A 24,729-nucleotide genomic window follows, 5' to 3' on the forward strand; every position below is an offset into this window, starting at 1 on the left:
AAGCGGAGCGGGCGGGCCGGCGGTCGACGACGCGACCGCCGGCCCGTGCCGTCAGTCGACGGGCAGTGCGTCCAGCACCGAGTTCAGGGTGTTCTGGAACTCGGTCACCAGGACCAGTTCGTCCTCCTCGCCCTGCCGGGCGCCTCCGACGCGGATGGTCAGGTCACCGGAGGTGTAGACAGCGCGGTACACGTCGAGGCCGTCGGTGTTGGAACGCATGATCGTGACCGACTCGGGGATGCCGTCGAGGGTGACGACCTCCATCTCCTGGATGGCCTGGACGTCGACGAGGGCGTCGGCGACCGCGGTGGCCCCGTCCGGCCCGGCGGTCTCGAAGGCCAGCACGGTGTGGGAGGTGCCCGCGTCGTTGCTGCCCGAGTACACCAGCTGCTCGGTGCCGTTCTCGGTGAGCGAACCCAGCGTCGTCTCCCCGTACAGGCCCAGGTCCACGCCCTGCTGCGGGGTGAGCAGTCCGCTGTTCCCGTCGGGACCGCCCGGGAGGGTGGGCAGGATGTCGGGGCCGAACTCGGGGGGCGTCGCCGGCGGCGCGTCCTGCTGGTCACCGCCCGGGTTCTCCGACTCGCTGGCGGTCGCGCCGGTGTCGCGGAGGACGAACCACCACACGCCGGCCCCGACGGCGGCCAGTCCGATGACGGCGGCGGCGATGATCGCGACCAGCTTGCCCTTCCCGCCGCCCGAGGACGACTTGGCCCCGTCGAAGGACTCCGGGCCCGAGTACCAGCCCTGACCGGGAGGCGGTGGGAAGTTCTGGTCGCCGCCCCACGGGGGAGCGCCGTTCGCCCCCTGCGGGGGAGGTCCGCCGGCGGTGACCGCCGGCACCACCTGGGTGCGTTCGGTGTCGTTGGCCAGGGCCTGCGCGGAGTTCTGCTGGGGGAAGTTCCGCCCCGAGGGGAAGGCCTGTTCGATCGGCGAGTGGGGGCTGTTGGCGGAGAACGCCCCGGGGGTCCACCCGCCGGCCTGCGGGCTGGACGCCGACGCCAGGATCTCGTCCCGTTGCCTGCGGTGCTCCTCGGCGCTGATCTGCCCGCCGGCCAACGCCGCGTCGAGCTGCTGTAACTGTTCTTGCCAGGTCATCCCAGCGTCTCCTCGCTCCGGGGCCGGAGGTCACCGGCTGCCGCGGTTTCGGTTGTGCGCCCTGGGCGCCGCGCTGCCCCGCCAGCGTCGCAAAGGGTACCCGCCCGGGCCAGGCGTCTCGTGTTGTCAGGTTCCGGTTCGCTCCGGCACCGCGGCTCGCGCCCGTCCGAAGCGTTCGCGCCGCCGGTACCAGCGGTACACGGGAACCTCGACCAGGCGGTAGACCAGTTCGGACACGACGACGACCGCCGCCACGGTCACCGCCAGGGCCACGAACAGGCTGGTTCTCGGTGTGAGCAGGCCGAGGAGCGTGTAGGCCACCGGAATGTGGGTCAAGAATACTGAATAGGTTCGCTTGGCGGCAGTGGCTATCCAGGACGACCGGACGAGTCGTCCCCTGGCCCCCATCATCAGCACTGTGATGACCACCACGAGCACCAGGGTTCGGGCGTGGGCCTCACCTGCGGGAATTCCCTCGTTGGTCAAACCGGCGCGAACAAACAGCAGGAATTGCAGAATCCCGAAAACCGTGCCGAGCACAACGGGGAGCAGGCCGCTTCTGACGAGTGACACCAACTGGCCGAGGAAAACGACCGGCAGAAACGTGATGACCGTGCGCAGCTGGGCGGTGGCCAGGTTGTCCGTCGTGTTCACCAGGGACAGCAGCACCGACACCGCGGTGACCGCGAGGGCCGGCGGTAACCACGGGTGCCGTCGGCCGAGGGGGATGGTGGCGGCGACGAAGAGGTAGAAGGCGAACTGGACGAGGAGGGTCCAGGCCACGGCGACCAGGGTGAACCACTGGCCGTCGAAGAAGTTGACGAGGAACAGGTTCGCCCACAGGTCGCCCAGGGACAGTTCGGGCCGGTGCAGGACCCAGCTGGTCTGGTACAGCAGCCAGGCGAGGGTGACGGTCAGCCACAGGGCTGGCAGGAGCCGGAAGGCCCGGCGCAGCAGGAACTGCCCCGGGGTTTCCTTCGTCGCCACGTAGGTGATGACGAACCCGCTGATCACCAGGAACGTGCCGACGCCGGTGAAACCCATCAGGTTGTTCAGCCGGAGCGGTTCGACGACGGTCGTGTCGAGGAAACCCCGCACGTTCCAGTCGTGGTCGTAGGCGGCGAGCCAACCGGCGATGTGCCCGTACGCGACCAGGACGGCGGCCACCACCCGCATCAGGTCGAAACCGTGCAGGTAGTCCAGCCTGCCCGGAACCCTGATCGGCAGGGTGGGGGCATCGAGCGCGTTCACCCTGCGCGCCGGGCTCTGGTCACCAGGTGGCACAGCTCGGCGGCTCCGCACAGCAGGGCCACGGCCAACGGCAACGCCACGGCCGGGGGCAGGGCAGCGGTGAGGAGGTCGGTGGCGGCGAACCCGACGACGCCGAGCAACACCAACAACCACTCGCTGCGGGAGGACAGCCAGCGGGCGGGGGCGGATCTCGCCACGGCCTGGGAGACCGGGCCGGCGCACTGCACGGCGACCAGGAAGAACAGCACGGCGAACACCGTGGTCAGCGGGTACCACCAGTTGTCGAGTTCCGGGTAGGCCGGTTCGGCCAGGGCCACCACCGCCCAGCAACCCGTGCCGAGCAGGACCCCCACCCAGGTCGGCATGCCGTTGTCGCGGCAGCTCCAGACGATCTGGCCGAGGATGACCAGGGGGAGGAAGCTGGCCACCACGCCGAGCCTCGCCAGCTCGGGCACCGCGAGACCCAGCCAGACCAGCAGACCGGTGGCGGCGAGCTGACAGCCCAGCGGCACCCAGTGCGCCCCGGCCCGCAGCGGCGCCGACGCGGCGGCCATGGCGAGGGCCAGGATGGCCAGCAGCGGCACCCAGGCGAGCGGGACCAGCCGGATCGCGTCCCCGACCAGGTGGGGGGCCCACACCAGGTTGCCGAGGTAGTCGGCGACGCTGACCTCCCCGGCATCCGGTGCCACCCACACCGTCGCGCCGACCAGCAGCGCCGCGGCCGCCAACACCACCGCGACCGCCACCGGCAGGTAGAGGCGGAGCGCGGCCAGCCCGAGCCGCCCCGGGGACCGCTCCGCGGCGGACATCCCGGCCGCCTGGTAGCCGAAGGCGAGCAGGAGCAGCATGACGCCGAGGACCCCGAAGTCCTCCCCGATGCCCAGCGGCCGGTTCAGCCACTCGCGGACGGTGTCGACCAGCCAGAGGGACTCACCGCTGCGGGACGTCCACAACCCCACGAGGAACCCGTACACGACGAGGACCGTGGCGGCCGCGCGCACCACCACGATCGGCGAGGTGACGCCGGCACCGGCTGGCGGTGGTGCCACCGGGGTGGGCGGCGTCGGGGTGTTGGTCTGGTTCATCGCCATCAGCCAGCCTGGGGGTCGTCGGCGGGGAAGTCCTGGCACTGTCGGTCCAACAACGTCGTGAACCGGTCCGCGACGGCGGTCCGGTCCGTGCCGTAGGCCTCGACCCGGACGACGCGGTGGCCGACCAGGTAGTGGGCCCGGTAGGTGACCTGCTCGGTGATCGCCGGATCGTCGAGCACCTGGAGTCGCACATTGTCGTGCTCGGCGGGGGTCGACCGGTAGCCGGCTCCCCGGTAGAGGCCGGTGATCTCCGCGAGCAGGTCCGCCGGGTCGTGCTCGGTGCTCACGGTGAACAGGGACAACCCGGTGGTGGTGTCGGTCTCCGGGTCCCGCGTGATGTGGAAGTCCGCCTGGACCAGGCCACCCTCCACGAGGAGGTCGAACTCCTCGGGCGGCAGCACGGTGTTGTCGTCCAGCTCGGCCTCCGTCAGCCGCTGCTCCACGAGGACCTCACCCTCGGGCTCGGTCATCGGGGTGGGTTCCAGGAGAGCTTCGGGACGGCGCGGGTCGAGGTCGACGGGCTGGGGGATGCGTTCCTTCGCCTCCTCCACCGCGGGGTCGGCTCCCCACCCCCACACCAGGATCGCGGCGGCGGCCACCACGGCCAGTGCCGTGAGGGTGACGGCCTGCCCGATCCACCCCGGCCGGCGGCGCGGCGGGTCCGGCGGCGTCGGCGCGGGCAGCCGAGGTGGCCGGCCCCGCGGCGGCTCGACGGGACTGCCGGGTGGCGGCGGCGGTGTTCGGGGACCGGCGCCTGGCGCTGGTGGCATCATCACCCCTGATACTGCAAGATGGCCGGTCCTCCGCGCAGCCGGTCCCTGGTTCCGGTGCGACGCCGTCCGTACAGTGGGCGCTATGACGTGGTTCGGTCAGCGTGTGAGCACCCCGGTCGACGCCGCGTCCGCCCTGCCCGGGCGGGCGGAGGCGATGGCGGTGCACGAGTGGCACGCGGTGTGGCCGGAACGGCGCATCATCCCGCCGTTCCCGGCGGGGATGGCGACGGCCGTGTTCGGCGTGGGCTGCTTCTGGGGAGCGGAGCGCACCTTCTGGCGCACCCCCGGGGTGTGGTCGACGGCGGTCGGCTACGCGGGCGGCAGCACCCCCAACCCCACCTACGAGGAGGTGTGCTCCGGGCTCACCGGGCACACCGAGGCGGTGCTGGTGGTGTTCGACCCGGCCGAGGTGTCCTACGCCGAGCTGCTGCGGGTCTTCTGGGAGGGGCACGACCCGACGCAGGGAATGCGGCAGGGCAACGACGTGGGCACCCAGTACCGGTCGGCCGTGTACACCACCGGTGACGCGCAGCGGGCCGAGGCGCTGGCCAGCAGGGACGAGTACCAGCGCGCGCTCTCCCAGGCGGGCCACGGCACCATCACCACGGAGATCGAACCGCTGCGGGACTTCTACTACGCGGAGACCTACCACCAGCAGTACCTGTCCGAGGGGAAGAACCCGAACGGCTACTGCGGTATCGGCGGCACCGGGGTGAGCTGCCCGGTCGGCCTGGCCACCGGCGACGCCTGAGACGAGCGCCCTACCAGGTGAGGGCTCTCCCGACGCGGTGGAGCCGGGTCGCGCCGGTCAGGCCGTGACCGACCTCCGAGGAGCGGGGGCGGGATGGTGGACCACCCGGGGCGCTGACGGGCGGTCGGTCGGTGGGCTGGCCGCGGGTTCGGGTGGAGGCAGCGCGGCCGGCGGGACGCCGACGTCCTGATCCGCCGCCCGCCACAGCCCTCCACGGGGGTGAGTGCCAAGCCCCACCCCCGTGCTCACCGCCCCGGGGCCTGGCCGCCGCCCGGGGCGAAGCCCTCATCTCGCGGCGTCACCACGCCTGCTCGGACGGAGCACCGGCTCCTCCGTCACGCAGGCGTCGGGTCGGTGAGCGCCGACGAGAGGTACCGGAGGAGGGCGGCGGCGAGTTCGCTCGGGTCGACCTGGTGGGTCTGGCCGGGCAGCAGCTCCACCGTGGCGTTGGGGAGCCGTTCCGCCAACTCCTCCATGGCCTTCGCCATCCAGGTGTCGCTGGCTCCGCCGCGGAGGACGAGGGTGGGGGTTTCGACGTCGCGGAAGACGTCGAGCGCCTCCGGCCGTCCCCGCATTGTGTCGCCCATGATGCGGCCGTCGTAGGCGACCGTGTGACCGATTCCTTCCAGCGCTGGCCAGAACGGCTGCTCGACCATGCTGTCCACGACCGACGCCGGTGTCAGGGCCGCCTCGGTCATGAGCAGCCGGACCGCGTCACCCGGGCGGCCGTCGGCCACCGCGCGGTCCAGGCGTTCGACGTAGTCGGGTGCGACCGGCTCGCGGTCGGAGGAGACGACGAAGGGTGGCTCGTAGCAGGCGAGGGCGTCGACCGGGAGACCCGCCTTGACGGCTCGGAGGGCCAGCACCGCGCCGGAGGAGACCCCGAACAGGGAAGCGCGTCCTCCGAGGTGGTCGATCAGGGCGGCGATGTCCTCGATCTCCCGCTCGACCGCGTAGGGAGGGGTGTCCCCGCTCTCGCCTCGTCCCCGCCTGTCGTAGGTGACGAAGCGGAAGGCGTGGCCCAGCTGCCGGCCGACCTCGCCGCCGCTGAAGTCCATCGCCCGGAACATCGTCGCCCCGTCCACGCTGATGACGACGGGCGCGTCGGCGGGTCCGGTCGCGCTGAAGGCGATGCGGGTTCCATCGGCGCTCGTCACGGTGTGAGTGGTCACTATGCTCCTCATCGACGTGAGTACCGATCGGTACTCTGGCGTCAGTACAGTACTGTTCAGTACTCTGGAGGTCAACATGGCTGAGTCGGTGTCCGCCGAGGGGTCGAGGAGCGAGGCCAAGCGCGAACTCATGCTCGAGCGCGCGCTCGAGGCCTTCGTCGCCAACGGCTACGTGGGAACCTCGACGGACCAGCTCGCCGCCGCCGCGTCGGTCTCGAAACAGACGCTGTACAAGGCCTTCGGGGACAAGGAGGGTGTGTTCACCGCGCTGATCCGCGCCGAGTGCGACCGGGTCCACAACCCGTTCCTGCCGCTCGTGGAGCGCATGGCCGAGGTGGGCACCGCCGAGGAGGCGGTGCGGGCGCTGGCTGAGCGGTTCGCCCGTTCGATCATGAACCCCCGTGTCCAACAGCTCCGGCGCCTGGTCATCGCCGAGGCGACCCGGTTCCCCCAGCTCGGGCTCCTCTACTGGGAACGGGGTTTCCTCCCGATGCTCGACGCCGTGGGTCGTTGCCTCTCCGTGCTCGACGTCCGTGGTCTGCTGGATGTGCCGGAGCCGGTGCTGGCGGCGAACCACTTCGCGGGGATGCTGCTCTGGATCCCCAGCAACCAGACGATGTTCGCCGCCGCGACCAGGCCGGTCTCCGAAGCGGAGCTGGCGCCGGCCCTCGACGCCGGTGTCGAGGCCTTCCTCCGCGCCTACCGACGTGACGCGGTGGTCGGCTGAGCCGTCGACGAGGAGGTTGGGGAGGCTCCGGGGAGGGGGCGGCCCACTCCGCGCCGGCGGGACCGGTTCGTGGAGGAGCGCCCGCCCGCTGGGCCCGGCTCGGCCGGTCTCGGCCGAGCCGGTGTCCGCGCTGGTCGGGGCTCCCCGCCCCAGTCGTCGTGCGTGGTGGAGTCCCCCTGGCCGCGGTGTCCGAGTGGTGGCGGAGTGGGCGCGACGCTCAGGAGGGTCGGGTCTCCCTGCCGTCCAGCCAGAGGATCTCCGACTCGTCCCGGTGCGACCCCGTGGTTCCGACGTGCTTCGCGTCGATCCGGGGTCCCTTCCTGATGACGTGCACCAGCGCCATGCCGTGGCCGCGTCCCAGGCCGTAGTCGGTGCGGAGCCAGTCGAGGATCACGCCCGCCTTCACCGAGGGGTCGTCGTAGCCCTTGGATCGCGCGATGTCGAGTAGTTGCCGTGGCGTGAGCCCCGTCTTGCGCTCGATGGTGTCGAGGTAGGCCTGAAAGGACATGTGTTCCTCCTGGTCCGGGTGTCGTCGACCGGACCGGTGCTCGTGGTCGCGGTAACGAAAGTACGGTACTGTTCGGTACCGACAATGTCGAGTGCGCGACCTGGCGGTCGTGTCCGCTGGCGATCGCCGCGCCGTGACCGAGCGAGTTGGGACCGCGCCATCACCGCCCTGAGGGGCTCCGCCGCCCCGGGCTCAGAGCAGTGGGGTCAGAGCCGCGTACCAGGTGTCGGCCATCCGCCGGTCCCCGTCCGCGTTGGGGTGCACACCGTCGTAGGTGTGGAGGTCCGTGTCGAAACCGGTCCAGTGGTCGGCGACCAGCACCGGCGAGTCCGCTGTGCTCCGGTCGGCAGCCCACGCCGGGACGGAGGCGTTCAGGTCCACCACCCGCTGGGCGCACTCGGGGCAGTTCGGCGCGTCCATCGGCAGGATCTGGGCGACGACCAGCCGGATCTCCGGGTTCGCCGTCCGCATCTGGCCGAGGAGGACGTCGTAGGCGCCGAGGATCTCCTCGGTGGAGCGGGAGCTCCACACGTCGTTGGTGCCGAAGTGCATGAGGACGACATCGGGGCCGGTGGCGGCCAGCCAACCGGGGAGCGCGTTCTGCCTGGCGACCTCGGTGACGAGAGCGCCACCGTGACCCTCGTGCTCGCCGTCGTACGGGAACCCGCAGCCCTGCGGGGCACGCGTGCCCACGAAGTCCACGTCCTGGTGACCGGATTCCTGGAGGTCACGCCACAACAGGGCCCGCCAGCAGCCCGGGGAGCCCGTGATCGAGTCGCCGAGCGCCATGACCCGGGTCGGCTCGGCGTGGAGGACCGGTGGGGCGGCACCGGCCGCCGGCGAGCCGACCAGCACCGTGAGCACCAGGGCCAGCACGGCGGTGAGGGGGGAACGTGTCCTCGTCGACATGGTCACCACTTCCGCTGCTCCGAGGCCGGGGACGACGTCGACGGGTGGCGGCGGAGCCGCGCGGCCCGTCACCCGGCGGGTGGGCCAGCGGTGGGGAGGACAACGTCGTCATGTCCGCATCCGAGTCAAACAACGCGCCGCTGTCGAAGGCAAGGGCGTCCTCGCTCGACACGGCGTTCGACCCGGGGTTCGAGGGCGGCACCGGCCACCGACCGCGCCCGGACGCTTCGTCGGAGCCGGAGCGCCGCGCCGTTCACCTGGCCACCGTTCGCGGGCGGAACGTGGGTGCCAGGGCTTCGGCGAGGCGGCGCAGCCACAGGTCGGCGTCCCCGACGATGGTGGGGTACTCGGCCACGAACTCCGCCCAGTCCACCTCCAACGCCAGGATCGCGGAGGCGTCGAAGTCGTCGGCGCCCCGCTCCAGCTCCGGGCGGAGGACCCGGCGGAGCAGGTCCAGCCGCAGCGGGTACGTCTCGGCGAGCAGGACGGCGTCGTAGAGGTCCTTGCCCTGCGGGTAGGAGTCGCTCGCGAGCCAGAGGATCTTCCAGGCGAGCGAGAGCCCGGGGCTGGCCGTGGCCAGTGGGATGGGCGCGTCACCGTCGAAGGGGGCGAGGCGCGTGATCACCGGGCGGTCGCGGAGCTCCTCGTTGAACACGAAGTCGAGCTGCACGCTGCCCGAGGGCAGCCCCGGCGCACGCCACGGGATGACGAGCCGGCGGCCCTCAGCGCGTTCGTAGGTCCAGATGGGATCCACGGCGACGTCGTCGGTGTCGAGGCGGATCGTCCGGTCCAGGATGGGTGCCGCGGCGACGGCGGTGACGAACTGGTCGAAGAAGCTCTCGGCCCACGGGCTGGTCGGGTTGATCTTGTGGGGGAACACGACGAAGTCGAGGTCGCCGGGTTCCCTCGCCTCCGGCAGCCAGGCCTTGAGCAGCCTGCTCCCCCGGAGCAGGAGGTGTTCGGCCCAGCTGGACCGGCTGACGACCCGCAACAGGTGGTCCATGACCAGTCGCCGGGTGTGGAACCAGCGTTGTCCGGTGAGCGCGTCGGTGAAGGCGGGCTCACCGGCGCGGAAGGCCCGGTCGTACTGCTTGAGCGCGGGGTCGAAGATGGGGGCCTGGGTGGCGCCGGTTCCGTGGGTCACGGGCAGGTAGGTGGCGGGGAACCGGGCGGTGCCCCTGGCCGGGGTCGGGGGCACGCCGTCGGTGAACTCGTCCCTGGCGAGCGGGACGCCCTGGAAGAGCCGCCAGGAGGACGCCATCTGGTGGTAGCTCCGCTCGAACCACCCGTCGTCGACGGCGGGGTTGTCGTCGACGACGACGAACTCCTCCTCGACGTCGAGCACCGGGCAGCCGGTGGCGCCGAGGCCGTCCAGGAGCATGTCCAGGCGCGCCCTGGCGGTCTGGCGGCCGACCTTGTAGCAGCGTTGGGTGACGAACCGTTCGTGGCCGCCCCCGGTGGCTGGGCGGCGGGCGTTCCTGGACACCCGGGCCCGGTGCTCGGCGGCCACCTTCGTGACCAGTCGGACGGTCTCCTCGTCCGGCAGGAGCAGCTTCACGTGGTGTTCGAAGTGGCAGTGGGTGGGCAGGGTGGCGGCGTCCTCCTCGGTGAGGGGTACGTCGGCGTTCCACGGGGCGGCCTCGATCTTGACCCGCACCACCTCGTACCCGTCCCGGGCCAGCCGGTCCGTCCAGGTCCGCGCCGAGGCGCGTTGTTCGGTGAGTGATCCGCAGCCGGGGTAGGTGAGCATCGGCTGGGACGCCGTCCTCCCCTGGGACAGCAGGATGTGGGTGAACTTCAGGTCGTGCGCCCGTGCCCAGGCCGCCAGCCGCCCGGGGTCCGAGTCCGCCCGCAGGGTCAGGTGAGTCTCGAAGTCACCGCGGAAGTCCGGCACCAACGCTCCCCGCATCCGTGGAGGCCGGGTTGGCCTCCGCTCGCGCCCTGAATCATGCCCGCCCGGTGCGACCCTCCCGGCGGGTGCCGGCCGGTTGTGAGTTCGTCTCGCGTTCGGTGGAGCGGGAGACGCCGAACGGAGTAGGAGGTGGCCTGCCTCGGCCGTCCGACTGGCCGTGTGGCCCGCCGTACCTACCCTGGGGTCGTGGCGGACACCGGACGCCTCGCGCGGGCGTGGGAGGAACAGGCGCGGAACTGGATCGCCTGGGCGCGCAGACCTGGCTTCGATTCCTGGTGGCACCTGCGGGAGCGCTTCATGGCGCTGGTTCCCGCGCCAGGAGCGGCCACGCTGGACCTGGGCTGCGGTGAGGGGCGGATCAGCCGTGACCTGCGGGCACGCGGCCATCGGGTGCACGGCGTCGACACGTCACCCACGCTGGTGGGCGCCGCGCGGGAGGCCGATCCCGGCGGTGCGTACGTGGTGGCCGAGGGCACCGCGTTGCCCTTCGCCGACCGGACCTTCGACGTGGTCGTCGCCCACAACGTGCTGATGGACGTCGAGGACCTGGCGGGCACCGTGGTGGAGGTCGCGCGAGTGCTCCGCCCGGCGGGGCGTCTCTGCGTGTCCATCACGCACCCGGTCGTCAACGTGACCCGGCCAGCCTCCGGTGACCCGCGCGCACCCCGGGTCATGGCCCGCTCGTACTTCACGCGGGAGCGGTTCGAGGTGGAGCAGGTGCTCGACGGCAGCCGCATGGTCTGGAACGGCTGGTACCGGCCGTTGGAGGACTACACGCGGGCGCTGGAGGACGCGGGCCTGCTCCTCGAGGCGCTGCGCGAGCCCGATCCGGACTGGGTGACCAACGACCGGGACCGCCAGGTCCCCTGGCACCTGTGGCTCCGCGCGCGCTCGGTGTGAGGGACGCCGCGGCCGGCGCGGACGGCTGGCGGGTGCCGGCCGGGCCTGGCCGGGCACGAGGTGGACGGGCGCGGGGGCCGCCCGCTCACCTGCCTTCGGTGAGCAGGTCGAACAGCTCGTCCTCGGCGTCCGGGTCGGTGGGATCGCCGGCCCCGGGTCGCACCCGCAGCTCGGCGTGGGGGAGCAGCGCCCAACTCGCGGTCGCCGAGGGGAAGGGCACCTCGTCGTCCTCCCGCCAGTGCCAGAGGCACACCGGGTGGCGCACCTGGTCGGCGGAGAAGCCCCAGTTCCCGCCGACGAGCCGGCGGTCCTGGTCCACGCCGAGCGGTTCCCCGGAGGGCGGGCTGACGCCGTCCGAGGTCGTGGGCTGGTGGGAGGGGTCGGCCGCCTCGTCCGGACCGCGCTGGCCACCGTCCCCGGGGGTGGGAGGGAACGGGATTCCGGCCAGCACGGCGAGCCGGCGGGTCCTCCTCGCCAGGCCCACCGAGGTCGCGTAGGCGTACGGGGCGCCGACCGCGACGCCGACCACGTCGAAGCGCCCGAGGTCCAGGCGTTCGGCGAGGACGTCGAGCGGCGCGCACACGTCCAGCGGCGAGCGCCACCGTGCCGGCGAGGACAGTCCGTGGCCCGGGCGGTCCGGTACGACGAGGTCGAGGCCGTGCCGTTCCGCGCGGGCGAGCCAGGACTCCACGGTCCGGTCATGACGTGGCAGGCCGTGGTGCACCACGACGGCCGGTCCGCCGGGAACGCCGCCCCGTCGGTAGCCGAGCGTGGTCCCGTCGCCCAGGTCGATGCTCTGGCGCACCGCGTCCGCTCCCTCCCAGCGCCGTCGGGCGCACGCCGCCGGGCTCCGATCCTGATCAGTGCCGTGGTGGTTCCGGACAACCTGGGGACCGGGTTGACGAGAGGCAGCGCACGCCGCCGCCACGGCGGGTCACCGACGAGGACCGTCGGGACCCAGTGCGACTGTAGGTGCGCTACGCGTGCGAACGGCGGGACAGTGGTTGGTGACACAGGCGGTGGGACGGCGTCGTCCCCGGCCAGCCGGGGAGCCGGGCGGCTCGCCCGCTACCTCGGGGGACGCGCCTCGCGGTGGGCGGCGGGTCGGAGGCGGGTGGGTCCGGGTGGAGGTCTCAACGGGGGAAACACCGGGAGCACAACGCGTATCCGGCTGGCTGACCTCCCACCGACGGGAGGGCGAGCGCCCCGCAGGCGGACAGGACGAGGTAGGCGTCGCCCATGCGCACCCGGTTCTGCGGTCCGTCGACCCGGTGCAGCTGCCGGCGGAAGACGCCGGGCCACACCGACTCCCCCTCAGTCAGGCGGCCGGCCCGCTCGTATTCCAGGTCGGCGGCGCGACGGGGGACGGGAGCTGGACCGTCCGGTGCGGCCGCCGGGGGCGGACCGGTGAGGCGACGTGGCACCAGGACGTGTTCCGGCGCCTGGTAGTGGATCATTCGCGGACCCCGCTTCCCCGAAGTAGCGGCTGGGAGTGGACCTTCCGCGGGGGGCCCCGACGGGAGGTTGTCGGTCATTGGACGGCCGGCGTGCGCCGGGGCCGACCACTCTTGGAAGCAGCCAACGCGTCCGAGGTTCCGTGCTCTTCACCATCCGATGCCGACCGGGTGGTCGGGGATGCTGAAATTTTCATGCGAAAAATTCTGGCGCTCTCGGAGCCCGTGTTGGCCTCACTTGTGGCTACTTCACCTCAAAGTGTTAAACTTGAGAGAGTTTCAACTATCGATTCCCATGTCTGGGAAGGTCCAGCAAAGCGCCACCACGCGCTCCGGGCAACGACAGAATTGCCTAAACCGGCCCCCTCTTTTTCAAAGTATTTCCGAGTTTCTACCCCATTTGAGTGATCGAGGTGTCACTGGGGTGGACGTCCCCCGCTCGCTCAGTCCGCGACCGGGTCGTCCCGCCGGGTATCGGCCCGTACGTCAGTCCTCCCACCCGGCGCCGGGCCCTCGGTGACGACGTCCCGAACCACTCGAGCGTCCTCGGCGGACGGCCGCTCCCCGTGGTCCGAGCCCGGAGCCACCGACGGGGTGGGGGCACGTCGTGCTCGTTCGCGGCGCCGGTACCAACGGTGCACCGGCATCTCGACGAACCGGTACAGCGCCTCGGCCGCCACCGCCGTGGCCAACACGGCGCACAGGACTCCCAGCAGGGCGTTCGTCTCGGCCGTCACCCAGCGCAGGATGGGAAAACCCGCCGGGATGTGGGCGAGGTAGACGGCGTAGGTGCGTTTCGCGAGCACCGAGACCGGGCGGGCCCTGGCCAGGCCCCCGCGAGCCCGGAGCAGGAGGACCGTGACCAGAACCATGATCAACAAGGTGCGCTCGCTGGACGGCCCGTCCGGCAGCGTGTCATGCCCCAGACCGGCACCCACGAACAGCAGGTAGTGCGCCGTCCCGAGCGCGGTGCCGACGACAGGACCGAGGCGGCCGGAACGCACCAGTGAGATGAGTTGCCCGATGAACAGCACGGGCAGGTAGGTGAGCACCGTCCGAACCTGGCTGAGGGTGTCCGTCTCCACCACGGGGGTGAGGAGCAGCCCCACCCCCACGAGAACGGCCGCGACCGCCGGCGGCAACCAGGGCCTCGTCCGTGCGAGCGGGATGGTCGCGGCGATGAACAGGTAGAAACCGAACTGGATCGTCAACGTCCACGTGACGCTGAGCACGATTTTCTGCTCGGTCAGGAAGAAGTTGGCCAGCGTCAGCGAACCGAGCAGTGAATTGAGGTCCGCCGGGGTGTCCGCCCGCGCTCCCTGCGACACCCCCAACCCCACGAGGCACCACATCACGAGCACGGCGACCCAGAACGCGGGCAACAACCGGAAGGACCGGCGCAGCAGGAACTGCCCGGGACGTTCCGAGCCGGTCACGTAGGTGATGACCAGCCCGCTGATGAGGAAGAGGGACAACAGCCCGACCATGCCCAGATGCGGGTTCAGCCGGAGCGGCGCCACGACCAGGTCGTTCACCGCGTCGCGGAAACCCAGCGGGTGCCCCTCGAAACCGGTCCACTGCACGAAGTGGCGGTAGACGATGAAGAGCGCCGCGATGACCCGGAGAACGTCGAGCCCGTAGAGGTACTGCCTCGCGGGCGCGCCACCAGGCGACGACGGCCGTCCTGCGTCCGGGGCGCCCACTCCGCTGCCTCCTGTCTCCGCCACCGTCAGGGACTCCTCGACGAACGCCACGTCCGGAAGGAGGCGTGCGCCCGTCGCCGTGCCACCGTATCCGTCACCGTGCGGTCACCGCCCCTCTCCGGAGGCGTTCGGAGCCCCCGACGGCGGGGACGTCGCGTCGAGGGGATCCAGGGCACCGGCGACCGCCGCGCCGGCGGGTGGGGGCTGGTGTTCGGCCGGGGCCGGGTCGTCGCTCCCGCTCCCCCCGGAACCGCTCTCGGGGGCGGGACGGCTGGCATCGCCGTCCTCACCAGCGGGGACGTCGGTCCCATCGCACGGGGGCACCGCCGCGTCAGCGCGTCCACCCCCGTCGTCCGGGGAGCCGGCCGTGCCGGCCTCCCGGTCGGACGCCCGGTCCTCGGTCTCGGTCGAGCCGGGCGCCGGGCTGGTGACGTCCACGGTCCGGTCCGGGGTGGTGTCGGTCGGCTCGCCGGGGTCATCGCCGGCCGCGCCCCCGTCCCGGGGGTGCTGGTCGTCCTCGCCGGGGCCGGCGGCCGCCCCCGGTTCATCCTGGCGCGGGGCCCCGGCGGGTGGGATGTCGTTCGCGGTGCCCACGACGGCGCTCGGCGCGTCGACCGTGCCACCGGGCGGCGGGGGGACGCCACCCGCGCCGCGACGTCGTTCCCACGCCCGGTACCAGCGGTGGCAGGGCATCTCCACGCACCGGTGCAGCAGCTCCGCCGCCGCGCCCATCGCGACCAGGGCGGCCGGCAGCGCCACCGCCAGGTGCGCCCGCGGGGCGAGGAGACCGAGGACGGCGAAGCCGACGGGTACGTGGATCAGGTAGAGGGCGTAGGTGCGTCGGGCCACGGCACCGACCAACCGGGAGCGGACCAGTCTGCCGTCGGCGGACAGCAGGAGCACCACGACCAGGGTGGTGATGACCAGGGTGCGGACGTGCCCCTCGCCCTCCGGGATGAGTTCGCTGGTGAGGCCCGCGCGCACGAAGAGCAGGAAGTGCGCCGCGCCCAGGGCCACACCCACCCCTGCCCCGAGCCGCCCCGACCGCACCAGCGACACCAGCTGCCCGACGAACAGCACCGGCAGGTAGGTGAGGATGGTCCGCAGGTGGTAGGCGGGGATGCCGTCGATGGTGTTGACCACGGAGAGGGCCACCGACAGCGCCGTCGCGGCCACCGCGGGAGGCAGCCACGGCCAGCGCCGCCCCCACGGCAGGGTCAGACCCACGTAGACGAAGAAGGTGAGCTGCACCGTCAGCGTCCACGTCACCCCCAGCACGATCCGCTGCTCGGACAGGAAGAAGTTGGCCAGCGTCAGGGAACCGAGCAGCGAGTTCAGGTCCGCTTCGGCGTCGCCCAACGCCGCGACCAGCCCGAACGCCACGAGGACCCAGGCGACGCAGACCGCCACCCAGAACGCCGGCAGCAGTCTCGCCGCCCGCCGCAGCAGGAACTGGACCGGTCGCTCCCTGTCCGTCACGTACGTGACGACCAGGCCGCTGATCAGGAACAACGTGCTCAGGCCCACGAACCCGAAGAACGTGTTCAGCCGGAGCGGCTCCCGGAAGGCGTCCCCCAGCCACGCGTCCACCGGCCATCGGAGGTCGTTGGCCCAGAGCCACTCGCCGACGTGCCGGTAGATGATGAACAGGGCCGCGAGGATGCGGAGCGCGTCCAGGCCGTACAGGTAGCGGCGCTCGGGCCGGGGCGAGGTCGTCTCGGGGACCGCGACGGCGGGAGCGGCCATGTTGTCCCCTTCCTGCCCCGTGCGGGCGAGCCACCGGTGCGCCCCGGGTGGATGGCCGGCGGGCCGTCGTCCGCGATGGACCGACGATCGACCGGGGCGCCGGACGGGACTTCCCGTCGTGCGTCGCGGCGCGATGTTACCGAAGTGGTGCGGAGCGGACGATAACGTTGGCGGTACTCGCGACGATGTACTTCGAACACCGCGACCGCCCCTCCCGGGTGGCGGTCGCGCCGCGTCGGTGAGCGCCGCGCCCCGTGATCTCGCCGGGGGTCGTCCGGGCTCCGGCGGTGGGCCCGGGGCGTCTCCAGGGCGGGCCGTAGGGTGCCGTCATGTCCTCCCGCTCCTCCCACCGGCTGGGTACCGCCAGCACGCACCGCGCGGCCGGGTTCTGGGTGCTCGCCGTGGGCGGCGGGACGGCGTTGGCCGCGTTGGTGGCCGCCGCTCCCTTCCTCTTCCTGCTCGGCGCGCCGGGCGGCGTGGGGCCGCTGCTCGCCGAGCGCGCGGTCCAGTTCGGGAGCGCGGTGTTGATGGCGCTGCTCGTCGGTCAGGTCGTGGTGGCCTGCCTGTGGCTGTTCCCGGGGACGCCCCGGCCGGGCCGGTACGGGGGACTGGCGGCCGCCACCGGGCTCGTCGTGGCCGCCGGGTGGCTCGTCCTCGACGGGGGCTGATCCCTCGGGCCGAGCCGGGAACGCGGACGAGCCCCCGGCCGTGGACCGGGGGCTCGTGCGGGGAGCGGACGACGGGACTCGAACCCGCGACCCTCACCTTGGCAAGGTGATGCGCTACCAACTGCGCTACGTCCGCATCACGGGTCCCGGGGGCACCCGCGAGGTTCGCCGGCCGACCGGATCGGCCCGCGCGTCGCCAACTGTAGACCATGCCGAGGACGGACCGGACGGCGGCCCGGGGAACACGGGGGCAGGCCGCCCGGCCCTGTCCCGGGCGGTCAGCCGCTGCGGTCGGGGCCGGCCTGGTCCGGGGTGACCCGCAGGATGACCCGCTGTTCCTTCTCCATCGCCCGGCGGTACTCGTCCCAGTCCGGGTGCTCCCCGGCGACGGACCGGTAGTACGACTCCAACAGGTCCATCGCCGCGGGCAGGGTGATGACCTCGCAGCGGCCGCGCAGCTGGAGCCAGTCCCCGAAGAACTCGTCCGGCAGCACGCACAACCAGACCGTCGGATCCCGCTCGATGTTGCGCACCTTGAACGCGGTCGCCCTGGTGCTGACGAGGACGCGCCCCCGGTCGTCGACCGAGGTCATCACGGGTGACATCTGGGGTGAGCCGTCCGAACGGCGGGTGGCCAGCACTGCCCGGTGCTGCCGGCGGACGGTCTCCATCGCGGTGGCGAGCTCCATGGTCGGTGATCCTGGCAGCCGCACCCGGCGCACGCGCGGCATGCCACACCGGGGAGAGGGAATCCGCCCGCCCGAAGCCCCCGAACGGTGGGCGCGGCGCGGTACCGTGGACGCACGCTCGGTAGTCGAGCCCGGGACGGCCGGGGCGTGGGAGACCTGGAGGTCGGATGGAGCGCGAGGTACGTGGTGCCGACGGTCGGAAGTGGAAGGTCTCCGGCCAGATGGAGTGGCGTCATCCACTCCAGCTCGACGAGTTCGAGCACGACGTCAGCGGGGGGAACACCCCGGGTGTCGTCATCTCCTCGTTCCTCGTGCTCTTCGTGGTGATGCTCTTCCTGTGGCGCCCCGAGGCCGTGGTGACCCCGGCGTGGCTGTTGCTGGGCCTGGTGCTCGTGCTGGTGTTCTTCCCCGCCCGGTGGCTGCTGCGCCGGCCCTGGACGTTGATGGCGGAGACCGACGGCGACGACGAGGAGCACCCGCCGGAGCGTTGGGTGGGCGTCGTCCGGGGTGTCGTTCAGGTCCGCCAGGACGCGGCGACGACCGCGCGCAACATCGAGGTCTACTCGCAGCCAAGCGGGGACGGACCCCTCCAACCGGTCGACTAGGACGGCGACGGGGGCGGCCCCCCGTCGCCCCCGTCGGTCGGACGTTCGACAGGACGCCCTCGGCGGAACGCCGCACACTGGGGTGCGTGCCCGAGCTACCCGAGGTCGAGGCGATCGCCCACCACCTCCGCCAGCACGCGGTCGGCCGCACCGTGCGGCGGGTCGACGTCGCCTCCCCCACGGTCCTCAAGACCGTCGAACCGACCTGGTCCGCGCTCGTCGGACGTGAGGTCAGCGGGGTGGACCGGCACGGGAAGTTCCTCGACGTGCGCTGCTCGGGGCTGAGCCTGGTCGCGCACCTGGCCAGGGCGGGCTGGCTGCGGTGGCAGGACGTGCTGCCGGCGGCGCCGCCCCGGCCCGGTCGCGGTCCGCTGGCCCTCCGGGCGCACCTCGGGAACCCGGGGGAGGGGCCGGGTTTCGACCTCACCGAGGCGGGCACCAGGAAGGGCCTCGCGGTGTGGATCGTGACCGATCCGCTCGAGGTGCCGGGGATCGCCACGCTGGGACCGGATGCCCTGGACCTCGGAGAGGAGGAGCTCACCGAACTCCTGGCCGGTCGCACCGAACGCGTCAAGACCGTGCTGACCAGGCAGTCGCTGCTGGCCGGGATCGGCAACGCCTACTCGGACGAGATCCTGCACCGCGCGCGGCTGTCCCCGTTCGCCGTGGCGGGCCGGCTGTCCGGCGACGAGGTGGCCCGGCTGAGCCGGTCGATGCGGGAGGTGCTGGCCGACGCGGTGCGGCGCACCGAGGGGCAGGAGGTGGCCCGGCTCAAGGGCGAGAAGCGCGCCGGCATGCGGGTGCACGGACGGACGGGCCTGCCCTGCCCGGTGTGCGGCGACCAGATCCGCGAGGTCTCCTACAGCGACCGTTCGTTGCAGTACTGCCCGACCTGCCAGACCGGGGGCCGGCCGCTGGCGGACCGCCGGCTGTCCCGCCTGCTGCGTTGAGTGACGCCCGACCCCCGGGGTGCCCGGGTGGTGGGGTTCCCGTTCAGCGGGCGCTGTCGGCGGGACGGGCCCGCCTCGCCGGTCCGGTCCCGGCGGCGCCCCGGACGAAGACCATCCGGGTCCCGACGGCGCCGTCCGCCGGGCTCAGCTGCGCCGAGAGCGTGCGGATCACGAGGATCGTCATGACGGCCACGACGCACGCCGAGAGGTTGAGCACGGCGTGCAGCACCACGCCGTCCGCCGCGGCCTGGAGCCCCTCCCGGAAGCCCCACAGCACGGCGAGCAGGGCCAGCAGCAGGTTCACCACCCAGGCCGACCACCAGGCGCGCACGAGCCCCGAGGGGCGCGGCCGACGGTCCGGGGGGCGCTCGGCCGCCGTGTGTTCCAGCTCCGCGAGCAACATGCCGGGGAGCACGAGGTTCACCCCGGGCACGAGCACACCCGCGAACACGTGCCAGGCGGGGCGGGACGACCGGACCCCGGCGTTCTCCTCCGCCGCCGCCCTGGCCCGCGACAGCCAGAGCAGGCAGCTGGTGGCGGAGAGCGCGGCCGCGACCAGCAGCAGCGCCGAGGCCGTGTACACGAGGGCGTCGGAGAGGCGGACCGAGTCCGCGGCCACGCCCGCGTCCCGGCTGCTCACCAGGAGCGCGTACCGCCAGCCCTCGGCGCCGGCGGCCAGCAGGGCCAGCAGGGCGGTCAGGGAGAGGCAGCGCATCGAGAATCCGGCGAGCCAGTGCTGCCGGCTCGCCGGATCCACCGGTGGGGGAGGGGTGAAGGGCAGGGCGCTGGGCGTGCGCCACGCCACGAGGGGGAAACCCCACCGCGGAGTCGCCGGGTAGGAAGGGGGCCCGGTGTACCGGGGCGCGGCCCGGCCCGGTCGCGCCACGTGCGGGAGGGTGGGCGAGTCGAGCCCGTCGAACCGCGTGTCACCAGCCATCGCTCGATCCTCCCGCTCGTGGTGTTCCGCGCCCTGGTGCGTTCAGAGCACGGACGGTTCGGTGCCGGCCCGCTCGGACACCATCGGGTTGCCGGTGGCGGCCCAGCCCTTCATGCCGGTGTCCACGTTGAACGCGTCCCATCCGTTGCCGTTCAGGAACGAGGTGGCCCTGGCGGAACGGCCACCGCTGCGGCAGACCACGAGGATCTCGTCGTTCTCGGGGAGTTCGTCGAGGCGGCCGGCGAGCTCCCCGAGCGGGATGTGGAGGGCGTCGGGCGCGTGACCCGCCTCCCACTCGTCCCGTTCGCGGACGTCGAGGAGGGTCACGCCGTCGGTCAGCCGTTCCCGGACCTCGGTCACGGCGATGCTGGGTACCTGGTGTGGGTGCACCCCTCGATGCTGCCACGCCGGTGCTGCCCCCGGTGTGTGGGCGGGTGCGGCACCGGCGCGGCCCGGGGCTCATCACCCGTTCTCGGCCAGGTACGTGGCCAACCGGGCGATCTCGCGGGTGGTCACCGGGAGCTCCCGGTGGGCTGGGCGCCCACCAGGCCGCGCGCGTGGAGCTGGTGCGGCGTCCACTCGGTCGGCCCCGCGCCCTGGGTGGGCCCGGTCAGCGGTTGATCAGCGCGCGGACGGTGGTGACGAGGTCCGGGTCCGCCGTCTCCGGTGAGCCGGCGTCCCCTGGCGTCTCGGGCGCGTACTCGATGGCCAGCTGGATGGTGTCGGCCATCCGACCACCCCACAGCTCCCTCGCGAGCAGGAGCCCCATGTCGATGCCGGCCGAGACCCCGGCGGCCGTGATGGTGTTCCCGTCGACGACGACCCGGTCGGTGACGACCTCGGCGCCCAGCTCGGCCAGGGTGCCTCGGACCGCCCAGTGGGTGGTGGCGGGACGGCCGGTGAGCAGCCCGGCGGCGGCGAGGAGGGTGGAGCCGGTGCACACCGAGGTCGTCCACCGCGCCGTGGGGTGCGCGGCGGCGAGCCAGGCGATGAGGGCGTCGTTCTCCAGGGCGGGTCGCCAGTGGCCGCTGCCGGGCACGACGATCACGTCCGGATCGGGCAGCTCGGCCAGGGTGGTGTCCGCGTGCAGGACCGCCCCCGAGTCGCAGGCGACGGGGCCGGTCCGCTCGGCGACGAAGTGCGTGGTCAGTTCGGGGTGGCCGGCCAGCACCTCGTACGGGCCGATCAGGTCCAGTGCGGTCATGTTCTCGTACAGCACGAAGGCCGCGCGCATGGTGTCTCCTCTCGTTGTCGCCCCCGGACGGAGGCGGGCGGGGTCGTGGTGTCCGGCCGGTCCGAGCGCGCCGGGACGTTCCTGGTGGGTATTGGTGGTCGCGTGGGCGGGCCGGTTGTGCGGGGCGAGGTGACGCGGCATCGCCGGGACGCCACCGGATCGGGGTCGGCACCGGGCCGAGGGCAGCCCCGGTCGGAGCCGGGAGCGAGGTCGGCCCGCCGGCCCGGCCCACGTGTGGTCAGCGCTGGTCCTGGTCAGACCCCTCGGGTGCTGTGGAACCTGGCCCGGTAGGCCCCGGGGGGCACCCCGAGTTCACGGAGGAAGGCGCGCCGCATGGTCTCGGTGGTGGCGAAACCGGTCTGGTTGGCGATGCGGTCCAGCCCGTCCGAGCCGGCCTCCAACAGGGCCCGGGCGGCGGCGACTCGACTCGCCTCCACGTACCGGCCCGGGCTGGACCCGGTTTCGCGGAGGAACAGCCGGCTGAGGTGGCGCGGGCTGACGGACACCAGGGCGGCGAGCGCCGGCACGGACAGGTCGGCCGCCGGCTGGGTGGTGATGTGGTCCGTCACCCGCCGCAGCCCGGGGTCGGCGACCGGCCGGGACCGCGACCAGGCGCTGAACTGGGACTGGCCGCCGGGTCGTTGGAGGAAGACCACCATCCACCGGGCGATCATGCGGGCGACCTGGGGACCCTGGTCGTCCTCCACGAGCGCGAGTGCCAGGTCGATGCCGGCGGTGACGCCGGCCGAGGTGGTCAGGTTCCCGTCCTTGACGAAGATGGCGTCCGGTACGACGCGCACCGTCGGGTGGCTCTCGGCGAGTTCCTCGCAGTGCGCCCAGTGGGTGCCGGCGCGACGGCCGTCCAGCAGCCCGGCGGCGGCGAGGACGAAGGCGCCGGTGCACACGGAGGCCACCCGACGCGCCCCGGCCGCGAGCCGGCCGATCTCCGCGACCAGAGCGGTGTCCCGGGCCGCCTCCCGGTACCTCGGGCTGCCCACCACCAGCAGGGTGTCCGGTGGAGTGCGGATGTCCGCGAGTGCGGCGTCGGTGGCCAGCCGCACCCCCGACGACGTCCGCACCATGCCGCCGGCCGGGGAGGCGGTGCTGACCCGGTACGAGTTCGGCCGGACCTGGCTCGCCGCGTCGAAGACCTCCAGCGGGCCAGCCGTGTCGAGCAGCACGCTGCCCTCGTACAGCACGAGGAGGATGGTCCGCTGCCGGGTGTCGCTGTCCACGCCGTCCACGATGCGGGCCCCCGGCGTGGTCCGCAATGACCAGTACCCCTCGGATCAGGACATGCCGGCTGGTGCCGCCTCGGGGTGACGCGGGGGACCCCGCCAGGTCGGACCCCGAGGCGAGCGCACGGGCCGGTTCACCCCCGTGGGGTCAGTGCTCGGTGGCCTTCTCCGCTCCGGCACCGGACAGGGCCCGGACCTCCATCTCCCGGAACTTGGCCTCGTCGGGGCGGTCCTTGCTGAGCACGGTGCCCAGGTAGCCGAGCAGGAAGGACAGCGGGATGGAGACGATGCCCGGGTTGGACAACGGGAACCAGGCGAAGTCCGCGCCGGGGAACATCGCGGTCTCCGACCCCGACACGGCTGGGGAGAAGATGATCAGGGTCACGGTGATGCCCAGCCCGCCGTACATGCTCCACAGCGCGCCGGTCGTGCTGAACCGCTTCCAGAACAGCGAGTACAGGATGGTCGGCAGGTTCGCCGAGGCGGCCACCGCGAAGGCGAGCGCGACCAGGAAGGCGACGTTCTGCCCGTTGGCCGCGATCCCGCCGAGGATGGAGACTAGGCCGACGACGACCGCCGTGATCCGGGCGACCCGGACCTCCTGCTGCTTGTCGTCGAGCTTCCCCCGCTTGATGACGTTGGCGTAGATGTCGTGCGCGAAGGAGGCGGAGGCCGTGATCGTGAGCCCCGCGACCACCGCGAGGATGGTGGCGAACGCGACGGCGGCGATGAACCCGAGCAGCAGCGGCCCGCCCAGCTCCGCCGCCAGCAGCGGTGCCGCCGAATTGACCCCGCCCGGGGCGTCGAGGATGGTGTCCCGCCCGACGATGGCGGCAGCCCCGTAGCCCAGCACCAGGGTGAACAGGTAGAACAGCCCGATCAGCCAGATGGCCCACTGCACGGACCGCCTGGCCTCCTTCGAGTTGGGCACCGTGTAGAACCGCATCAGGATGTGGGGCAGCCCGGCCGTCCCCAGGACCAGCGCGATCGCGAGGGACAGGAAGTCCAGCCTGGTCAGTTCGGAGATGCCGTACTGGAGGCCGGGGTTCAGGATCTCCTCGGTGCCGCTGGCGTCGACGGCGGCGCCCAGCAGCGACGACAGGTTCATGCCGTACATGGCCAGCACCCACAGGGTCATGACCCCGGCTCCGGCGATGAGCAGCACCGCCTTGATGATCTGCACCCAGGTGGTGCCGCGCATCCCGCCGATGAGGACGTAGAGGATCATCAGCGCGCCGACCACGGCGATGACGATCGACTGGCCGACCCGGTCCTGGATGCCGAGCAGCAGCGCGATCAGCCCGCCGGCGCCCGCCATCTGGGCGAGCAGGTAGAAGAAGGAGACGGAGAGGGTGGAGATGGACGCGGCGACCCGCACGGGACGCTGCCGCATCCGGAAGGACAGCACGTCGGCCATGGTGTAGCGGCCGGTGTTGCGCAGCAGCTCCGCCACCAGCAGCAGCGCGACCAGCCACGCGACGAGGAACCCGATGGAGTAGAGGAACCCGTCGTACCCGTGGACGGCGATCGCCCCGGCGATGCCGAGGAAGGACGCCGCGGAGAGGTAGTCACCGGAGATGGCGACGCCGTTCTGGGACCCGCTGAACGCGCGGCCGGCCGCGTAGTAGTCGGCGGCTGTCCGGGTGTTCCGGCTCGCGCGGAAGACCGCGATCATCGTGATCAGCACGAAGATCCCGAAGATCCCCATGTTCAGGTAGGGCGATCCGCCCGCCGTCTGCGCGAGCAGCGGCCCGGTGGTGGTGGGGTGCGTCATCCGCGTCCTCCCTCGACGCGTTCCCGGACCGCCTCGGCCAGCGGGTCGAGGCGGCGGTTGGCGAACCGGATGTACAGCACGGTGATCAGGAAGGTCGTCACGAACTGGAGGAGGCCGAGCAGCAACCCGAGGTTGACGTTCCCCAGGACCCTGATGCTCATCAGCCCGTGCGCGTAGTCCGCGAGGATCACGTACAACAGGTACCAGGTGAGGAAGAGGCCGGTGGTGGGGAAGACGAAGGTCCGCAACCGGCGCCGCAGTTCGACGAAGTCCGGGCTCTCGTGGGCCTCGTGCCACGTCGTCGGCGACGGGCCGCCGTCGTCCGGTGGTGTCGTGCTCACCGCTACCTCCCAGCGTCGCGAGTGCCCCCATGCTGGTATTGGCTACGTCACATTCGTAAGCCTCCAAACGGGGGCTTAGGGCAGTCGGGTAGCCGAACGATCGCTGTCCTTTTTGGCCGGTTCTCCTCGACGGAGAGTGAGGGGCCGACGCGGGGATGACCCACCTGGCCGCTTGCCTGGCTACCCCGGCGTGCGGTACCGCGATGGCGTCTCCCGGGTGACCGAGCGCAGTGGTCACCGGGGGAGGTCGCTGCCCTGCCCTCCCCCGGACGGGACGTCGTCGGCTACCCGGTGTTCGACG

Annotated in this window: 25 protein-coding genes and 1 tRNA gene; 6 read left to right on the forward strand and 20 right to left on the reverse strand. The window is 72.4% G+C overall.

Annotated features, from left to right (window positions below; all coding sequences use genetic code 11):
* Window positions 1-51 precede the first annotated feature (51 nt).
* The 4 genes from ACOJVX_RS00330 to ACOJVX_RS00345 all read right to left on the reverse strand — a co-directional run bounded on the left by ACOJVX_RS00330 (window position 52) and on the right by ACOJVX_RS00345 (window position 4,213).
* A complete protein-coding gene (locus ACOJVX_RS00330) occupies window positions 52-1,095 on the reverse strand; it encodes a hypothetical protein (protein ID WP_026417802.1) in 1,044 nt (347 codons plus the stop codon).
* A gap of 126 nt (window positions 1,096-1,221) precedes the next feature.
* On the reverse strand, window positions 1,222-2,346 hold the full coding sequence (locus ACOJVX_RS00335) for an acyltransferase family protein (protein ID WP_418155752.1): 1,125 nt from the start codon (window positions 2,344-2,346) through the stop codon (window positions 1,222-1,224).
* Entirely contained in the window at window positions 2,343-3,437 is a 1,095-nt protein-coding gene (locus ACOJVX_RS00340) for a hypothetical protein (RefSeq protein WP_026417800.1), read from the reverse strand. The genes ACOJVX_RS00335 and ACOJVX_RS00340 overlap by 4 nt, the downstream gene beginning before the upstream one ends.
* Window positions 3,437-4,213 (reverse strand): hypothetical protein, encoded by a 777-nt coding sequence (locus ACOJVX_RS00345; protein WP_337662221.1) that lies wholly within the window; start codon window positions 4,211-4,213, stop codon window positions 3,437-3,439. The genes ACOJVX_RS00340 and ACOJVX_RS00345 overlap by 1 nt, the downstream gene beginning before the upstream one ends.
* Before the next feature lie 79 nt (window positions 4,214-4,292).
* Between ACOJVX_RS00345 and msrA the strand changes: the two genes are divergently transcribed.
* Window positions 4,293-4,961, forward strand: a complete 669-nt coding sequence (gene msrA, locus ACOJVX_RS00350) for a peptide-methionine (S)-S-oxide reductase MsrA (protein ID WP_418155751.1) — start codon at window positions 4,293-4,295, stop codon at window positions 4,959-4,961.
* Between the two features lie 335 nt (window positions 4,962-5,296).
* Here msrA and ACOJVX_RS00355 read toward each other — a convergent pair whose 3' ends face one another.
* Complete coding sequence (locus tag ACOJVX_RS00355) at window positions 5,297-6,133, reverse strand: alpha/beta fold hydrolase (protein ID WP_422647153.1); 837 nt, start codon at window positions 6,131-6,133, stop codon at window positions 5,297-5,299.
* Between the two features lie 76 nt (window positions 6,134-6,209).
* On the opposite strand from ACOJVX_RS00355, the gene ACOJVX_RS00360 reads away from it, so the two are divergent.
* On the forward strand, window positions 6,210-6,860 hold the full coding sequence (locus ACOJVX_RS00360) for a TetR/AcrR family transcriptional regulator (RefSeq protein ID WP_026417797.1): 651 nt from the start codon (window positions 6,210-6,212) through the stop codon (window positions 6,858-6,860).
* A 217-nt stretch (window positions 6,861-7,077) separates the two neighbouring features.
* Here ACOJVX_RS00360 and ACOJVX_RS00365 read toward each other — a convergent pair whose 3' ends face one another.
* The 3 genes from ACOJVX_RS00365 to ACOJVX_RS00375 form a co-directional block, all read right to left on the reverse strand.
* Window positions 7,078-7,368: a DUF4287 domain-containing protein gene (locus tag ACOJVX_RS00365; protein ID WP_026417796.1), complete on the reverse strand. Its 291-nt coding sequence runs from the start codon at window positions 7,366-7,368 to the stop codon at window positions 7,078-7,080.
* A 192-nt stretch (window positions 7,369-7,560) separates the two neighbouring features.
* On the reverse strand, window positions 7,561-8,277 hold the full coding sequence (locus ACOJVX_RS00370) for an SGNH/GDSL hydrolase family protein (protein WP_030104733.1): 717 nt from the start codon (window positions 8,275-8,277) through the stop codon (window positions 7,561-7,563).
* A gap of 253 nt (window positions 8,278-8,530) precedes the next feature.
* Window positions 8,531-10,171: a nucleotidyl transferase AbiEii/AbiGii toxin family protein gene (locus ACOJVX_RS00375; protein ID WP_155886042.1), complete on the reverse strand. Its 1,641-nt coding sequence runs from the start codon at window positions 10,169-10,171 to the stop codon at window positions 8,531-8,533.
* Between the two features lie 204 nt (window positions 10,172-10,375).
* On the opposite strand from ACOJVX_RS00375, the gene ACOJVX_RS00380 reads away from it, so the two are divergent.
* Window positions 10,376-11,089: a class I SAM-dependent methyltransferase gene (locus ACOJVX_RS00380; RefSeq protein WP_418155747.1), complete on the forward strand. Its 714-nt coding sequence runs from the start codon at window positions 10,376-10,378 to the stop codon at window positions 11,087-11,089.
* 85 nt (window positions 11,090-11,174) lie between these two features.
* Here the strand turns inward: ACOJVX_RS00380 and ACOJVX_RS00385 are convergent, their stop codons facing one another.
* The 4 genes from ACOJVX_RS00385 to ACOJVX_RS00400 form a co-directional block, all read right to left on the reverse strand.
* Entirely contained in the window at window positions 11,175-11,894 is a 720-nt protein-coding gene (locus ACOJVX_RS00385; RefSeq protein ID WP_026417793.1) for an alpha/beta fold hydrolase, read from the reverse strand.
* A 328-nt stretch (window positions 11,895-12,222) separates the two neighbouring features.
* Window positions 12,223-12,546, reverse strand: a complete 324-nt coding sequence (locus ACOJVX_RS00390) for a hypothetical protein (protein ID WP_026417792.1) — start codon at window positions 12,544-12,546, stop codon at window positions 12,223-12,225.
* A 440-nt stretch (window positions 12,547-12,986) separates the two neighbouring features.
* Window positions 12,987-14,297, reverse strand: coding sequence for an acyltransferase family protein (locus ACOJVX_RS00395; RefSeq protein ID WP_026417791.1), 1,311 nt, complete (start codon window positions 14,295-14,297; stop codon window positions 12,987-12,989).
* Between the two features lie 54 nt (window positions 14,298-14,351).
* Complete coding sequence (locus ACOJVX_RS00400; RefSeq protein WP_422647154.1) at window positions 14,352-15,992, reverse strand: acyltransferase family protein; 1,641 nt, start codon at window positions 15,990-15,992, stop codon at window positions 14,352-14,354.
* A 329-nt stretch (window positions 15,993-16,321) separates the two neighbouring features.
* Here ACOJVX_RS00400 and ACOJVX_RS00405 point away from each other — a divergent pair, with 329 nt between their 5' ends.
* Entirely contained in the window at window positions 16,322-16,660 is a 339-nt protein-coding gene (locus tag ACOJVX_RS00405; protein WP_026417789.1) for a hypothetical protein, read from the forward strand.
* A 63-nt stretch (window positions 16,661-16,723) separates the two neighbouring features.
* Here ACOJVX_RS00405 and ACOJVX_RS00410 read toward each other — a convergent pair.
* Together ACOJVX_RS00410 and ACOJVX_RS00415 are read right to left on the reverse strand one after the other, a co-directional pair.
* Window positions 16,724-16,796, reverse strand: a tRNA-Gly gene (locus tag ACOJVX_RS00410).
* Window positions 16,797-16,938: 142 nt separating this feature from the next.
* On the reverse strand, window positions 16,939-17,349 hold the full coding sequence (locus ACOJVX_RS00415; RefSeq protein WP_026417788.1) for a PPOX class F420-dependent oxidoreductase: 411 nt from the start codon (window positions 17,347-17,349) through the stop codon (window positions 16,939-16,941).
* A 167-nt stretch (window positions 17,350-17,516) separates the two neighbouring features.
* On the opposite strand from ACOJVX_RS00415, the gene ACOJVX_RS00420 reads away from it, so the two are divergent.
* Window positions 17,517-17,954 (forward strand): hypothetical protein, encoded by a 438-nt coding sequence (locus ACOJVX_RS00420; RefSeq protein WP_026417787.1) that lies wholly within the window; start codon window positions 17,517-17,519, stop codon window positions 17,952-17,954.
* 86 nt (window positions 17,955-18,040) lie between these two features.
* A complete protein-coding gene (locus ACOJVX_RS00425) occupies window positions 18,041-18,904 on the forward strand; it encodes a DNA-formamidopyrimidine glycosylase family protein (protein ID WP_026417786.1) in 864 nt (287 codons plus the stop codon).
* Window positions 18,905-18,947: 43 nt separating this feature from the next.
* Here ACOJVX_RS00425 and ACOJVX_RS00430 read toward each other — a convergent pair whose 3' ends face one another.
* The 6 genes from ACOJVX_RS00430 to ACOJVX_RS00455 all read right to left on the reverse strand — a co-directional run bounded on the left by ACOJVX_RS00430 (window position 18,948) and on the right by ACOJVX_RS00455 (window position 24,428).
* On the reverse strand, window positions 18,948-19,841 hold the full coding sequence (locus ACOJVX_RS00430; protein WP_051313531.1) for a DUF4328 domain-containing protein: 894 nt from the start codon (window positions 19,839-19,841) through the stop codon (window positions 18,948-18,950).
* A gap of 42 nt (window positions 19,842-19,883) precedes the next feature.
* Window positions 19,884-20,231 carry a rhodanese-like domain-containing protein gene (locus tag ACOJVX_RS00435; protein ID WP_030104729.1) on the reverse strand — a complete coding sequence of 116 codons (348 nt, stop codon included), beginning with the start codon at window positions 20,229-20,231 and terminating at the stop codon, window positions 19,884-19,886.
* Window positions 20,232-20,451: 220 nt separating this feature from the next.
* A complete protein-coding gene (locus tag ACOJVX_RS00440) occupies window positions 20,452-21,075 on the reverse strand; it encodes a DJ-1/PfpI family protein (protein ID WP_026417783.1) in 624 nt (207 codons plus the stop codon).
* Window positions 21,076-21,329: 254 nt separating this feature from the next.
* Complete coding sequence (locus ACOJVX_RS00445; RefSeq protein ID WP_026417782.1) at window positions 21,330-22,310, reverse strand: GlxA family transcriptional regulator; 981 nt, start codon at window positions 22,308-22,310, stop codon at window positions 21,330-21,332.
* 151 nt (window positions 22,311-22,461) lie between these two features.
* A complete protein-coding gene (locus tag ACOJVX_RS00450; RefSeq protein ID WP_030104728.1) occupies window positions 22,462-24,087 on the reverse strand; it encodes a solute symporter family protein in 1,626 nt (541 codons plus the stop codon).
* Window positions 24,084-24,428: a DUF485 domain-containing protein gene (locus ACOJVX_RS00455; RefSeq protein ID WP_026417780.1), complete on the reverse strand. Its 345-nt coding sequence runs from the start codon at window positions 24,426-24,428 to the stop codon at window positions 24,084-24,086. Before ACOJVX_RS00455 ends, ACOJVX_RS00450 begins: the two co-directional genes overlap by 4 nt.
* Window positions 24,429-24,729 lie beyond the last annotated feature (301 nt).

This window comes from Actinoalloteichus caeruleus, from assembly GCF_049311605.1.
Classification (GTDB): Bacteria; Actinomycetota; Actinomycetes; order Mycobacteriales; family Pseudonocardiaceae; genus Actinoalloteichus_B; species Actinoalloteichus_B caeruleus.